Here is a 14,747-nt window from a genome sequence, read left to right on the forward strand (position 1 = left end):
CGCGCCGCGCCGCGCCGCGCCGCGCCGCGCCGCGCCGCGCCGCGCCGCGCCGCGCCGCGCCGCGCCGCGCCGCGCCGCGCACGCCGCCGGCCGGCCGGTCAGCGGGACCACGGACATCTGAGCCCCGGGCGCGGCCGGTGGAGTAGATCGTCTGGGCGCGCACCGTTCGGTGAGTAACACCGTCGTGCGACCGCCCGGTCGGTGCGCCCGCGCTGCTCGGCGAGTGCGGGCAACTCGGTGTTGCCGGCGAGCTGCCACCGGTGGTGGGCGGAGATCGACCCCGCCCACCACCGCGTGACGGTCAGCTGACCGTGATGGTCAGGTTGATCGAGCGCGTTTCCCCACTGCTGTAGGTGGTGGTCACCCGAGCGGTGAAGGTGCCCCTGCGGGGGTAGGTGTGGGCGATCGAGCGCAGCGTCGCCCCGTGCGTGACGGCGCTGTTGTCACCGAAGTCCCACGCGTAGTCGGTGATGCTCTGCCCGGACGGTGCCGTCGCGGTGGCCGTCAGCGTGGTGTTCAGCGTTCCGGTGCCGCTGGCCGGGTTCGCCGCCAGTGACAGCGTCCCGCCCGGCTCCTGCTTGACCCCGGCGCCGTTGAACCGTAGCCAGTCCAGGGCGAGCAGGTCCGGGGTGCCACCGGTCTGGGCGGCGTTGACGAACCTGGCGTACAGGGTGGTGGTGCCGGTGGGCTTGTTGGTCAGCGTGACGGTGGGGGAGACCAGGTTGTCCCATCCACCGGTCGAGCCGATGGTGGCACTGCCGATCAGCGTGCCGGTGGGTGAGCCGGTGCGCAGCTCGATGGTGCCGCCGAGCCCGCCGTTGGTCACCCCGAGCGTCACCGACCCGATGTTGCGCAGGTCCGCCGGCCCGAACGCCACCCAGTCGTTGTGGTCGACCTCGCCGAGCCGCTTCCCGGCGCGGGCGGTGGCCCGGTCGTTGACGGTGACGCCGGACTGGGCGCTGAAGTGCTCCGCCTCCTTGCTCTTCGGCTGCAACTGGACCCGGGTGGAGCCGGTCAGCGCCGGTACGCCACCGGCCGCGCCGCCGTCGGTGTACTGCGCGGTGATCAGGGTGTAGAGGTTCTGCCCCGGCCCGTGGCCGTCACCGGCGTCGGCCTCGGTGGCGAGCAGCCCCGAGCAGCCGGTGTAGACGTCCAGCGGGTGGGCGTGCTGGTCGTGGCCGAGCTGCGTCTGCACCGTCACCTTGGCGCAGTCGATGGTGGCGTCCTCCGGGTCGGTGACCGTCACCGTGTACGGGATCTTGTCGCCGAAGTCGAAGAAGCCGCCGTCGGGGACGGTGATGGTGACCGTCGGTCGGGTGTTGCCGACGACCACCTCGGTGACGGCGGTGGCGGTCAACCCGTTGCCGCTGTTGCGCACGGTCAGCCGGGCGGTGTATTTGCCGGCGGTGGAGTAGGTGAAGCTCGGGTTGGCGGCCGTCGAGTCGGTGCTGCCGTCGTTGGTGAAGTCCCAGGCGTAGCTGAGCGCCGTTCCGTCACCCGCCGTCGTGCCGGCCGAGGAGAAGCTGACCGACAGTGGCGCGCGCCCGCTGTCCGGGGTGGCGGCGATCTTCGCGGTCGGTGGCCGCCCGTTGGCGACGTAGTCGATCCGGTAGATGCCGGCTCCGGCGTTGCTGCCGCCGCGTCCGCTGCCGGTGCCCTCGCCGAAGTCGATGACGTAGAGCGAACCGTCCGGGCCGAACTCCGCCTCGAAGGGCTGGATCCAGCTCATGGTGTCGAAGATCCCGTTGATCGACTGGAGGTCACCCACGGCGGTCGGCGCGAAGCGGGCGTTGCTGAACGTCTGCGCCGTCTTGTGGATCGACAGCGTCTTGAACCACCTGCGGGTCAGCTCATAGGTGATCCACTTGCCCTCGAAGTACTCCGGGAACTTCGTGGTGCGGGGGTTGGCCGGGTCGTAGTCGTAGACCGGGCCGCTCATCGGCCCGCCACCGCCGGTGCCCAGCTCGGGGAACTGGGTCGAGGCGGAGTACGCGTACCAGACCAGCGCGGACCGGGCCGCCGGCAGGGTGGTCAGACCGGTGTTGTTGGGCGAGTTGTTCACCGGCGCGGCGCAGTTGAACTTCGCCCCGGAGGTGTTGGTGGCGAAGTTGTAGTCGTTGAACGGGATGTTGTTGCCCACGCAGTACGGCCAACCGAAGTTGCCGGCGCTGGTGATCCGGTTGAACTCGACAGTCCCCTCCGGGCCACGGTTGGGGTCGGCGGCGCGGGCGTCCGGGCCGTAGTCGGCCACCAGCACCGCATTGGTCTGCGGCTCGATGGTGATCCGGAACGGGTTGCGCATGCCCATCGCGTAGATCTCCGGCCGGGTCCTCGCGGTGCCGGCCGGGAAGAGGTTGCCGCTGGGCACTGTGTACGTACCGTCGGATTGTGGGGTGATCCGCAGGATCTTGCCGCGCAGGTCGTTGGTGTTGCCGGCGGTGCCCTGGGCGTCCCAGGCGGCGCGGCCGGCGCGTTCGTCGATCGGGGTGTAGCCGCTGGAGGCGAACGGGTCGGTGTTGTCACCGATCGCCGCGTAGAGCCGGCCGGCGCCGTCCATTGCCAGCGACCCGCCCATGTGCGAGTTGGCCCGGCCCTCGCCCCGGTAGGTGGGGACGGCCAGCAGGCGTTGCTCCGAGGAGAGCGCGACGCTGTTGTTGGCGACGGTGAACCGGGACAGGTTGAGCTGTTTGAGGGTCTTGTCCGACCAGAGCAGGTAGATCCAGCCGTTGCTGGCGAAGTTGCGGTCCAGGGTCATGCCGAGCAGCCCGTCGGACTGGTCGGTCATCGCCGAGGTGTACGCGAAGTCCAGCAGCGTGGTGACCTGGAGCGTGTCCTGGTTGACCACCTTCAGCGCCCCGGTGCGCTGGATGTAGTAGACCTTGCGGTCCGGGCCGACGGCCAACTCGAACGGGTCGGCCAGGTTCTCGGTGACCAGGCCCACCCGTTCGAAGTTGCCGGTCTTGGTGGCCGAGCAGTCACCGGCGACCGCGCCGGCCGCCCACTCGATGCCGTAGCGCAGGTGCTCGAGGAAGGTGGCGCTGCTGAACTGGGAGCTGGCGTGCCCGCCGGCGGTGAACCAGGACCGGCCGCCGTCGTAGCGCTGACACCAGGAGTACGCGTGGTCGACGCCCTCGTCCAGGCCGTTGATCCCGTCGCGCACCTTGATCTGCGCGAGGGTGTGCACCTTGCCGGTCGGGTTGGTCCGCCAGTTGTACCACTCCTCGCTCTGCTCCCAGAGCTCCGGCAGGTTGCGGGTGGAGGGGTGCGCCCGGTCGAGCACCTTGACCCGGCCGGGGAACGTGCCACCGGTGGCGGAGAAGTCGGGGTGGTAGTCGAAGATCGTGCCGACCAGGCCTTCGTACCACTGCCAGTCGCGTTCGCTGGCCGAGGCGGCGTGCAGGCCGGCCCAGCCGCCGCCGTTGCGGATGAACGTCTGCAACGCCGCCCGCTGGCTGGCGTTGAGCAGGTCGCCCGAGGTGGGCAGCGAGTTGGTGTTGTTGAACACGAGAGCGTCGAAGGTGGCGAGGTTGGCGTCGGTGAACGCCGCCGCGTCGGTGGTGGCGACGACCTCGAAGTTGTGGGCGGCGCCCAGCTGCTGGATCGCGGCGATGCCGGCCGGGATCGAGTCGTGGTAGAAGTTGGTGATCTTGGAGAAGACCAGCACCCGGAAGCGCGGGGCGGCCTCGGCGGGCAGGGCGGTGGTGGTGCTCACCACGGCGGCGACGGCGAGCAGGATCAGGCAGAACGCGCGGAGGTGTCGGGGCATGGGGGCGCTCCCTGTTGGACGGTGAGGGGTCGGAAAGCGCTTTCTCGCTGCCCGCATCACGGTACTGACAGCCAGTGACAACCGTCAATAGCGCTCTGGTAAGCGGTTTCCCGCGCCGTTGCGGCTGGTGACCTTTGCACTACGCTGCTTCCTGCGAGATGCGGCGATGAGGAGTACCGGTTGACCGACATGCGCGGCGACGGGCCGGAACGGCCCTGGGGTGAGCTGGTGACGGTCATCATGGACAGGTACGACGCGCTTCCGCCGCTGCGTCGGATTCGTCCGGAGGTGGAAGCGGCGGCGGCCGTCCTGGCTCGCACCGGTTTCATTCGCGCGGCCAGCGACCTTCCCCGCGACGGGCTCGCCGCCAGCGTGAAGGAAGCCATCCGCGAGTGGTCCCCGAACCCGCGCCGGCTGGTGGTCTACTGGGCCGGTCACGGCAAGGCCGTGCACGGCGGCGAGTTTTTTCTGTGCTGCCGGGACACCACCGGCCCGGAGCCGGCGCAGGAGACCGCGATGTCGGCGCGGCGGCTCGGTGAGCTGCTCGCCACAAAGGACGTCGCCGAGATCGTCGTCCTGGTCGACGCGTGCGGTGCCGGTGGTGCCGCGGACGAGATCGTCGACGGGTTCCGACGGCAGGCGGAGCGTCGCGTCGCGGCCGGTGGCGGCCGGCCCAACATCGCGGTGATCAGTTCCGCGAGCCGGTTCGAGGTGGCGAAGGAACTCGTCTTCTCCCGGGCGCTCGCCGAGGTGCTCAGGGACGGCCCGCCACCGGATCCGTCGTACCTGCCGTGGACCGACCGGGACCGGCACATCACCCCGAACGAGCTGGCTCAGGCGCTGCGGGTGAAGCTCGCGAGCATTGATGCCGGCCGGATCCTGCAGACCCCCGACCATGACATGGCGGGCATGGTGGGCCGGTTCTTCCGTAACCCACGGCACCGCGGCTGGCTGCCAGACGTCAACGTCGACGAGCAGCGCCAGCGAAACGCGTTGCTGCCGGCGGACGTCGTCGAGCACTTCATGCTCAAGTTCCGGGGCATCGATGCCGGAGACGACCAGGGGTGGTATTTCACCGGTCGGCACACCGTACTGCGACGGATCGTGGCCTGGCTCAACGACGACCGGCCGGGCATGCTCGCCGTCACCGGGTCCCCGGGGTGCGGCAAATCGGCAGTGCTCGGTCGGCTGGCGATCCTGTCGGTCCCGGACTACCGGCAGGAGGTGGAGATCCACGGTGGCCTCAGCGGGGTCCCGGTGGACACCATCCCGACAGCCGGGTCGATCCACGCGGGAGTGCACGCCAAGAACAAGGCCATCCTGGACTGTGTCAACGAACTGTCCGAGGCCCTGAACATCACCGCGCCCAGCCGTGGTTGGCAGACCGCGAGCGAGTTCGTGCACCGGGTCAGCGAGGTTCGCCGTCACCGGGCGACGATCCTGCTGGACGCGCTGGACGAGGCACAGCACCGCGACATCCGCCTGATCGCCTCGGAACTGCTGCGACCGCTTGCCGAGCTGCCCGGCATCAAGGTCCTCGTGGCTACCCGGCCGGACCGCTCGGGCGACCCGGTGAGCGCCGAGCAGGGGCACCGGCCGTTGCTGCGTGCCCTGGGGGTGAGCGACGACCAGGTGATCTGGCTGGACCGCGACGCCGACCAGGACGCGGACATCGCCAGCTACTCGTTCCGGCGGCTGACCCACACCGCAGGCTCTCCCTACGTGGGACGCGACGGCGAGGCCCGGCGCGCGGCGGAGGAGATCGCCGCCCACAGCAACGGCGTGTTCCTCTTCGCCCGCCTCCTCACCCGACGACTCGCCCGGATGCCGCAGGTAGCGGACCTGGGATCGCCGCAGATGCGCAGCCTGCTCAGCGGCAGCGTGGTCGATGCCTTCGCCGAAGACCTCGCCCGCTTCGGCGACCACGAGCGCAGGGTCCGTGACCTGCTCACCCCGCTGGCGTGGGCGGAGGGCGCCGGGCTGCCGCGCCGGGACGTGTGGCTCACCCTCGCCAACGCCGTCACCGACGGCGGTCGGTACACCGAGGCCGACCTGCACTGGTTGATGGCCAACGCCGGCGCGCACCTGGTGGAGTCGAGTGAGGACGGCCAGGCCGTCTACCGGCTGTACCACCAGTCGTACAACGACTACCTCCGACGGGGCACCCAGACCCGGCGGGTGCAGGCGCTCATCACCAGGGCTCTGGTCGGCCTGACGACGATCGATGGCGTCCGTCGCTGGCCGGACGCCAATCCGTACGTCCTGCGGCACCTGGCGACGCACGCCGCTGCCGGTGACAGCCTGCCGGAACTCGTCGACGACAGCGCCTTCCTGCTCTACGCCGAGCCGACCCGGCTGTGGCGGGTCCTGGCCGGTGTCGACCACCGCGATCGGCCGTTGGTCCGGCTCTACTGGCGCACCGCCGCCGATTTCCCGGACATGTCCACCGCGCAGCGCGCCGCCGCGTTGCAGTCGGTGGCCCTCGCGCACGAGCCGGAAGCCCTGCCGCTGTTGCACCCGGTCGACGAAGTCCCCTGGCGGGGCCTGTGGGGCCGGGGCGAGCGCAGCGCCTTCCACCGACGCCTGGCCGGGCACACCAGCGCGGTGACCGCGGTGGCGATCCGTGAGGTGTCGCGCGACGTGGTCATCGCCACGGCCAGTGGGGACGGCACCGTCCGCGTCTGGGACACGACAGGCAACCACCGGGCGACGCTGCGGGGGCACCGCGCTCCGGTGCTCGCCGTCGAGATCGTCGCCGTCGACGGGCGGAACTTCGTCGCCACCGGTGGCGCCGACGGCACGGTGCGGCTGTGGGACCTCACCACCGGCGCGCAGGAGGCGTCGGTGAGCCACGCAGGCGGTTGGGTGCACGCGCTGGCGGCGGTCACCCTGCCGGACGGGCGGGCGTTGCTCGTCGGCGGCGACGAGGCGGGCAGCGTGCGGATCTGGGGGCTGCCGGCCCTGAACCTGCACGCCACCCTGCCGGACCATCTCACGACGGTGCGGGCGATCGTGACGGCCCAGGGCCGGGACGGCCGCTTCCTCATCGTCACCGGCGGCGACGACGGCCGGGTACGCCTCTGGGACCCCGAGGGGTGGGTCCTGCTGCGGACGTTGGGGACCACCGGTTGGATCTACGCGTTGGCGGCGGCCACCATCGGCGGTCGGCTCCTGCTGGCCACCGGCGGTGCGTTCGGCACGGTGACGCTGTGGGACGCGGGGACCGGCGAGTCCCACGTCAGCTGCACCGGTCACACCGGAGCGGTCAACGCGCTCGCCTTCGGTGAGATCGACGGCCGGACGGTGCTGGCCACCGCCGGAGACGACGGCGGTGTCCGCCTGTGGGACCCGGTGAGTGGCTCCGCGCTGCGCACGCTGCGGCATCCGCCGTCGGTGTACCACGCCGAATCCGACTGGGCCGGCGACGGCCGCCGGATGCTGGCGCTCGAAGGGCCGGAGGGTCCCGGCGATGAGCAGGAGCCGCGCGACGATCCGCCCGGCGACCGGGAGTCGATCCTCGCCCTGGGGTTCAACACGGGTCGAGGGCCGGCGGTGCTGGCCACCGGCGGTGCCGACCGCACCTTGCGGCTCTGGGAGACAGTGACGTCGACCGGCGGCGCCACCCGGGACGACGGCAGGTTCACCACCAGCGCGGTGTTCACCCGGATCGGGTCCGAGCACGTGCTGGTGACCGGCGGCCGTGACGGGCGGGTGCTGGTCTGGGATGCGATGACCGGACGGGTCCGCCAGCCCATCGTCGGGGTCGGCGCGGTGAACGCCCTGGCGGTCACCGAGCTGGGTGGCCGGCCGGTCGTCGCCGTCGCCGCCGGCCAGTCCGTGCGACTGTGCGACGCCGCCACCGGCGACCTGTTGGACGCCACCCGTGGGAACGCCGTGCTGTCCGTCATGGCGGTGGCGTTCTGCGACCTGGGGGAGGGCGTTCTGGTCGCCTACACGGGCGACCTGGGGCAGCTTGTGCTGTGGTCTCCGGCGACGCACGAGAGGTGGACGGTGCAGACGGCGGGCGGTCGGGTCAACGCCCTCGCCGTCGCCGTCCACGGGGACCGGAGGGTCGTGGCGACGGTCGGCTTCTCCGACACCGTCGAGCTGCGGGATCTCGGTGGCGAAGAGGTGCAGCTGCTGGCCGGGCACAAGGGCTACGTGCGGGCGCTCGCGGCCGGTAACCTTTCCGGCCGATCAGTGCTCGCCACCGGCGGGCAGGACAACAACGTCGTGCTCTGGGACGTCGAGCGGGGCGAAAAGATCCACACCCTGCGGGGGCACGGGGAGGCGGTGAACGCGCTCGCCATCGGTGAGATCGACGGGCGCACGGTGCTGGCTTCGGGCGGCGACGACCGCACGGTGCTGCTCTGGGACTGCCGGACCGGCCAGCGTCTGGCCCAACTGACCAGCCAGACGGCGGCCGTACGCGCACTGACGATCATTGAACGTGACGGTCGGACGCTCCTGGCCAGCGGCGGCGACGACGGGGTTCACATGGTGGAGCTGCGGCGACTTCCGGTACCGCCCGAGCAGAGCGGGGCGACGGGCGGCCGCCGGCAGCGCGTCCCGGCGGATGGGCCGGTCTTCGCCCCGGAACCGGAGCCCTCCTCCATGGCGGCGACGCCGACCCCGCCGGAAGAGTCAGAGGGTCGGCGACGCCGCACCTGGATGCCCTGGCCCCGAGGGAACTGAACCATCCGAACCATCCGAGCGGAGGAGCCGCATGCCCACCCGTGACCTGGTCGTCATGGTGCCCGGGGTGACGGGGAGCGTGTTGACGCTGCCCGGGCGGGGCGACGTCTGGAATCTGTCCTGGCCCACGGTCGCCCGAGGCGCTGCGGCGTTCGCCCGTACCGTCGAACTGCTGCGCCTTGCCGAGGGTGCGCCGGGGACGGACGGGCTGCGGCCGGCGGGTCCGGTTCGCGGCCTCCACCTGTGGCCCGGGTTCTATGGCGGCCCCGGGTACGACCGCCTGCTGCGACAGCTCACCGATGCCTTCGGCCCGGCTCTGCGGGTGTTCAGCTACGACTGGCGGCGGTCGAACCGGCACACCGCGAGGCTTCTGAACGAGCACGTACGGTCCTGGTTGGACGAGTGGCGGCGCGGCGCCGGCGGCCCGAGCGCCAAAGTCGTCTTCGTCTGTCACTCGATGGGCGGGCTCGTCGCCCGGTACCTCATCGAGGTGCTGGGTGGCCGGGAGCTGACCCGCCGACTGGTCACACTGGGCACGCCCTACCGCGGCTCGGTGAACGCGGTGCGGGCGTTGACCGGCGATGCCTTCCGGCCACTGCGTTCGCTCGGCTGGGACACGCTGCTGATCGACGTCACGCGGACCTTCCCGTCACTGTACGAGCTGCTGCCGACGTACCGTTGCCTGGACGTGGGCGGAGGACCGACGAACGTGCGGGCCGCCGCCCTGCCGGGGCTGCCGCCGGACGCGGTGGCGTCCGGACTGGCCTTCCACGACGAGATCGCCGCGGCGGTGCGGGTGAACGGCCGCCCCGAGTACACAGTTCACGCGGTCGCCGGCAAACGCCAGCCCACCTGGCAGAGCGTGACCGTCGACCGGGACGGCCTGTCGTACGGGAAGGCCTACCAGGGTCGGGACTATCTGGGCGACGGGACGGTGCCGCTGTTCAGTGCCGTGCCACCGGAGTGGGCCACCACCGAGGAGGCAACCTGCTTCGCCGAACGACACGGCCCGCTGACCGCGTCGCGTCGGGTGCTCGACGTGATCCTCGACAAGATCGATCCCGTCGACCTGGGGGAGATCCTGGCGCCGCCGGTGGAACTCGGCCTGGACGTGCCCGAGGTGGCGGTGGCGGACACGCCGCTGCCGGTGGTGGTGACCGCCGATCGGCCGGACCTGCTCCTGCACGCCCGACTCGAGTGCCCGGACCGCGGCGAACCGGTCGCCGTGACCATGTTGCGCCCCGACGGGCACTGCCGTTACGACGGCTATCTTCTGCCGCCGGTGGGGACTTGGCGGATGGTCGTCGAGGCGGTGGCCGAGGTTCCTCCGGTGGTCATCTCCGACCTCGTCTTCGTGGCACCGGCGGGGTGAACCGCCGCTCTCCGGTGCGACGGCCTGGTGTCAGTCCGCGCGTGCCGGTTCCGCCGGCCGGGTGAAGAAGCGCACGATGTCGTCCGCCGCGGTAGGGGACAGCATCATGGCCTGGACCCGTGCGGACATCTCGGCGATCGGGTGGATCCTGGTGAACATCGACTCTTCGTAGCCACGGATCGCCGCGTTCGGGTCGGCCGGATCGGCGGCGAGTCGGCCGGCGAGTTCCGCCGCGTCGAGCATGGCCTGGTTCGCGCCCTCGCCGACCGGCGGCATGAGGTGCGCGGCGTCGCCGATGAGGGTGACGTCCGGCCGGTTGGCCCAGCGCGTACCGAGGGGCATCGCCTCGATCAGGCGTGGCGTCGGCGGGCTGTCGGCGGCCGCGATGAGTGCGGTGAGGCGGGGGGCCCAGCCAGCGAACAGGTCCAGCAGGGCACGCTTGCTGCGGTAGGTGTCGAGGGGCTGCTCCGGCGCGCGCAGCGAGATCCCGACCCGGAGGCTGCCGTCGCCGAGACGTTGGGCGGCCAGGATCTGGTTCGCGCCGACGCACCACAGGTTCCCGGGGCCGACCAACTCGGCGAGGTCGGGACGGCGCCGGTCGGCGTCCTCGACGCTGAGCTCCACCAGGGTCGCCACATAGGACAGCGCGACGTCGGTCAGCAGCGGGCGGACGACCGAGCGCGCGCCGTCCGCGCCGATGAGGATGTCGCAGCTGGCCCGGTGGCCGTCGTGGAACGTCAGATCCCAGCCCCCGTCGGGGCATGCGGTCGCCGCGACGAGCCGGTGCCCCCAACGAACCGTGCCGCTGGGCAGGGAGTCGAGCAGGAGATCACGCAGGGCGCTGCGGTCGATTTCGGGTCGCCCGGAGAATGAGCCGGGTTGCGGCACGTGGTGCACCAGGGTGCGCCCGGTCGGGTCGAGGATGCGATGTTCCTCGCCCTCGGGCCGCGCCTCCGACTGGAACCGGTCGGCGAGACCCGCCTCGGCCAGTGCCAGCTGCCCGGACTCCGGATGCAGGTCGAGGGCGCCGCCCTGGGGGCGCGCGGACCGGCTCGCCTCGCGGTCGTACACCACCGCGTCGATGCCGTGCCGGTGCAGGATCCGGGCCAGCGTCAACCCGCCGAGGCCACCACCGGCGATCGCGATTCGCGTTCTCATGGCGCTACCGTACACTGTATTTGTGGATACGCCGTACGGTAGTGAGCCGTTGTCAGTGTGGGAGCGGCCCGAACCTCAACCGAGGGCGGCGCCGGTGCCGTTGAGCCGGGACAAGATCGCCGCTGCGGCGATCCGGCTCGCCGACGCGGGCGGCCTCGACGGGCTGTCGTTGCGCAAGATCGCCAAAGAGCTCGGTGTGGGCCCGATGCGGCTCTACGACTATGTGACCAACAAATCCGAACTCCTCGACCTCATGGTCGACGTCGTCTATGCCCGGATCGCCGAGGTGGCCCAGCACGCGCAGTGGCGCGCCACGCTGCTGGCCATCGCCCACGCGACCCGTGACGCCGCCCTCGCGCACGAGTGGTTCGCCGACCTGCTCGGCGGGCGGCCGCACCTGGGGCCGCACGCGCTCGCCGTGGGCGAGGCGACCGCTGCGGCGCTCAGCAAGGCCCCTGCCGTGCGTGACATCGACGACCTCCAGCGAGCCGTGGGCGCCCTCAACGCCTTCCTGGTGGGAGCGGTCCGCAGAGAGGTCACCGAGCGCCGCACCACCCGGTCCACCGGCACCGACCTCGCCGCCTTTCAGGCCCGCCTCGGCCCCTACCTCACCCGCATGTTGACGACCGGCAGGTACCCCACAGTGGCCCGGCTCGTCATCGACGGCGCGCACCTCAATGCCGAGGAGACCTTCCATCACAACCTGACCACCGTCCTGGACGGCATCACCGGCGAACCCCGCAGGTGACCCACCGCCGCGATGGCACTGCCGACTGAGCATCGGCTCGTTTCGTGAGGCCTGCGCGGCTTCACGCGGGGGGAGCCGGGGCGGAGGACCGCTCGTCCGACCCGCCCGGCGCGCTGATCGAGGCCGCGATGACCCGACTGGGCACCACCGGCGCGTCCCGCCCCGTGCCCCGCCGGTTGTCGCCGCCAGCGGATTCCTCGTGATAGTCCTGCTCCACGTTGACCGACCAGATGTCGTGCGTACTCCCGGTGGCGATGTTCTCGACGGTGAGCATCGCGGTCAGCATCGAGTGGTCCTGGTTGTTGTAGCGGTGCATGCCGTTGCGGCCCACCGGATGCACGTTCGGCACCGCCTCGGCCAGCCAGGCCCGGATCACCTCCACGTTGTGCTGGTAGCGCTCGTCGTACACCGGGTAGGCCTTGGGCATCCGCACGACGTAGCCGGCCTCCACCACACCGGGTCGGACCAACCCCAACCGCTCCAGCTCCGCGGTGGCCAGGGCCACCAGATCGGCATCCGGGGTACGCCACATCTCGTCGTCCTCGAACACGAAGTACTCCAGGCCCAGGCAGGTGCGGCCGTCCTTCACCAGGTACGGCGACCAGGAGCCGAAGTTCTGGATCCGGCCCACCCGCACCTCCGGGTCGTGCACGTAGATCCAGTTGTCCGGAAACGAGAACTCCGCCGGCACGACCAGGGCGACCGTCAGGAAGTCGCGGTAGCGCAGGTCGGCCGCGCAGGCCCGGACCTCCGGCGGGGCCGGCGGGTGCAGCGCGGCCACCAGCTCCGAGATCGGCATGGACGAGATCACGTGGTCGGCCGCCTCGGTGCGCTGACCGCCCGTGCCATTGACGGTCACGCTGATCGCCCGTCGGCGGGCCGGGTCGCGGTGCACGGCGGTGACCCAGCTGCCGGTGGACAACTGCCCGCCCCGCTCGCGGACCCGCTCGGCGCAGCGTTCCCACATCATCCCCGGCCCGTACTTCGGGTACTGGAACTGCTCGATCAGGCTCGTCACGTCGGTGCGCCGACGCCGGGGCAGCAGCGCGTTGCGGATCGCCGTGGCCAGCGACAGGTTCTTGATCCGTTGCGCCGCCCAGTCGGCCTGCAACCGGTGCGCCGGCATACCCCACACCTTCTCCGTGTACGTCTTGAAGAAGATCGAGTACAGCCGCCAGCCGAACCGGGCCGACACCCAGCCCTCGAAGTGCGACTGGTCGCGTGGTGGTCGCAGCCGGGCGCGCGCGTACGAGCCGAGGCAGCGGGCGGCCTCCGGCAGGCCCAGGTTGCGCAGGGCGTTCATGGCGCTCAACGGGTAGTTGAACAGGGCTCCCCGGTAGAAGATGCGGCTCATCCGGGGCCGGGTCAGGAAGTCCTCGTCCGGCAGGATCTCGTGCCAGAACGCCTCGACCCGGGGCACCTTCGTGAAGAACCGGTGCCCGCCGATGTCGAACCGCCACCCGTCGCGCTCGACGGTCCGGCTGATCCCGCCGACCACCTCGTCGGCCTCGAACACCTGGACCGATCGGCCGTGCCGGAGCAGCTCGTACGCCGCGGTGAGCCCGGCCGGCCCCGCGCCGATGACCACCGTGCCGATGTGCTCGCTCATGCTGACGCGCTCCCCCTGCTCACCGCCATGGTTGAGGCGCGGCGTCTACCCGTTCTGCGCAGAATGTCACACTTGATGGCGGCTAGTCCTCGCTTCGGCGGGGCGCGCGGCGGCGTACCACGAGGAGAGCGACTCCCCACGCGGCCGGGGAGCGGGGGAGCGGGGCGGATGGACCGGTGGCGCACTGGCACGACGGCGCTGGCCGCCCGGGCGGTCGTGGCCGGCCGCGGCGCGGCGCGCCTGGCCCGTCGGGTGCCGGCGCCCTGGCCGTACGTCATTGCCCTGTTCCTGGGCGCGAAGCTGCTGCTCACAGTGCTCGGGCTCCTGGCCCTGCACGCATGGGACGGCGTGCCCGGCGCCCCGCCGTCGGACGAGGCGTTGATGTGGGCGCAACAGCGGGAGATCTCCGGACACCGGTGGATCTCCTTCTGGTTCGCCTGGGACTCGCTGCTCTACCTGCGGCTGAGCACCCTGCCCCTGACCGAGCCGTGGCGAGACTTCGGCTTCCCCCTGCTGTACCCGTTCCTGGCCCGGCCGATCGGCGCGCTGCTCGGCGGCGACAACGCCCTGGCCCTGCTGCTGATCAGCAACGTCGCGTTCCTGCTGGCGCTCTGGTACGGCTACCGGCTGGCCGAGCTGCTGCTCGGCGACGCGCGCGCGGCCCGCCGGTTCACCCGGTACCTGGTGCTGCTGCCGACGGCGTTCCTGTTCCAGGCCGCATTGACCGAGTCGCTCTTCGTCTGCCTCGCGTTGGCCGCCTTCTACTACGCCGAGCGGAGGCGGTGGCTGCTGGTCGGGGTGGTCGGCTACTTCCTGGCGATGAGCCGCTCCGTCGGCCTGCTCGTGGTGCTGCCGCTGGCTCTGGTGCTGCTGCGCCAGCACGACTGGCGGCTGGGCCCGCGCGCCCTGCTCGGCTACCTGCGGATCGGGTGGCCGTTGTTGCTGCTGCCCGCCGGGTGGTTCACCTTCATGGCGTACTGCCGGTGGCGGGGTGGGGACTGGTTCGCCTACCAGCACGCGCAACAGACCGGGTGGGGGATCGAGGTGCAGAACCCGGTGCCGGTGCTGCTGAACGGGTTGACCGGGGAGCCACGCGACGCCGCCCGGGTGTGGTTCGCCGTGGCCGTCCTGGGCGTGCTGGTCGCCGGGTTCCGCCGCCGGGAACTGGCCTACCTGGTGTACGGCGTCCTGATGGTGCTGGTGCCGCTGTCGATGGGGCCGCCGGTGTACAAGAGCCTGCTGCGCTACCTGCTCGCGATCTTCCCGGTGGCGCTGGTGCTGGCCCGCTGGGCCCGGCACGCCAGCGTCGACGTGTGGCTGACCGCGACGCTCGCCGTGGTGCAGGGCGTGCTGTTCGTGCTGTGGCTCAGCTACTGGACCCACATGATCATCTGATTGG

The 14,747-nt window shown here is 71.4% G+C and carries 7 protein-coding genes; 4 read left to right on the plus strand and 3 right to left on the minus strand.

All coding sequences use genetic code 11. From position 1 onward, the window contains the following. Positions 1–301 precede the first annotated feature (301 nt). On the minus strand, positions 302–3,766 hold the full coding sequence (locus AB0C03_RS06070) for a ThuA domain-containing protein (RefSeq protein WP_030327391.1): 3,465 nt from the start codon (positions 3,764–3,766) through the stop codon (positions 302–304). A 189-nt stretch (positions 3,767–3,955) separates the two neighbouring features. Between AB0C03_RS06070 and AB0C03_RS06075 the strand changes: the two genes are divergently transcribed. After that, the gene (locus AB0C03_RS06075) at positions 3,956–8,461 is read left to right on the plus strand and encodes a WD40 repeat domain-containing protein (protein WP_357635502.1); all 4,506 of its coding nucleotides are present in this window, start codon (positions 3,956–3,958) and stop codon (positions 8,459–8,461) included. Between the two features lie 31 nt (positions 8,462–8,492). Next, positions 8,493–9,833, plus strand: a complete 1,341-nt coding sequence (locus tag AB0C03_RS06080; protein WP_357634821.1) for an esterase/lipase family protein — start codon at positions 8,493–8,495, stop codon at positions 9,831–9,833. 30 nt (positions 9,834–9,863) lie between these two features. Here AB0C03_RS06080 and AB0C03_RS06085 read toward each other — a convergent pair whose 3' ends face one another. Further along, entirely contained in the window at positions 9,864–10,991 is a 1,128-nt protein-coding gene (locus AB0C03_RS06085) for an FAD-dependent oxidoreductase (protein ID WP_357634824.1), read from the minus strand. A 94-nt stretch (positions 10,992–11,085) separates the two neighbouring features. Here AB0C03_RS06085 and AB0C03_RS06090 point away from each other — a divergent pair, with 94 nt between their 5' ends. After that, positions 11,086–11,739 (plus strand): TetR/AcrR family transcriptional regulator C-terminal domain-containing protein, encoded by a 654-nt coding sequence (locus AB0C03_RS06090; RefSeq protein WP_357634827.1) that lies wholly within the window; start codon positions 11,086–11,088, stop codon positions 11,737–11,739. A gap of 61 nt (positions 11,740–11,800) precedes the next feature. Here AB0C03_RS06090 and AB0C03_RS06095 read toward each other — a convergent pair whose 3' ends face one another. Beyond that, positions 11,801–13,348, minus strand: a complete 1,548-nt coding sequence (locus tag AB0C03_RS06095) for an NAD(P)/FAD-dependent oxidoreductase (protein ID WP_030327398.1) — start codon at positions 13,346–13,348, stop codon at positions 11,801–11,803. A gap of 168 nt (positions 13,349–13,516) precedes the next feature. Here AB0C03_RS06095 and AB0C03_RS06100 point away from each other — a divergent pair, with 168 nt between their 5' ends. Further along, on the plus strand, positions 13,517–14,743 hold the full coding sequence (locus AB0C03_RS06100; RefSeq protein ID WP_357634831.1) for a hypothetical protein: 1,227 nt from the start codon (positions 13,517–13,519) through the stop codon (positions 14,741–14,743). Positions 14,744–14,747: the final 4 nt, after the last annotated feature.

This window comes from Micromonospora parva, from assembly GCF_040649675.1.
GTDB lineage: Bacteria > Actinomycetota > Actinomycetes > Mycobacteriales > Micromonosporaceae > Micromonospora > Micromonospora parva.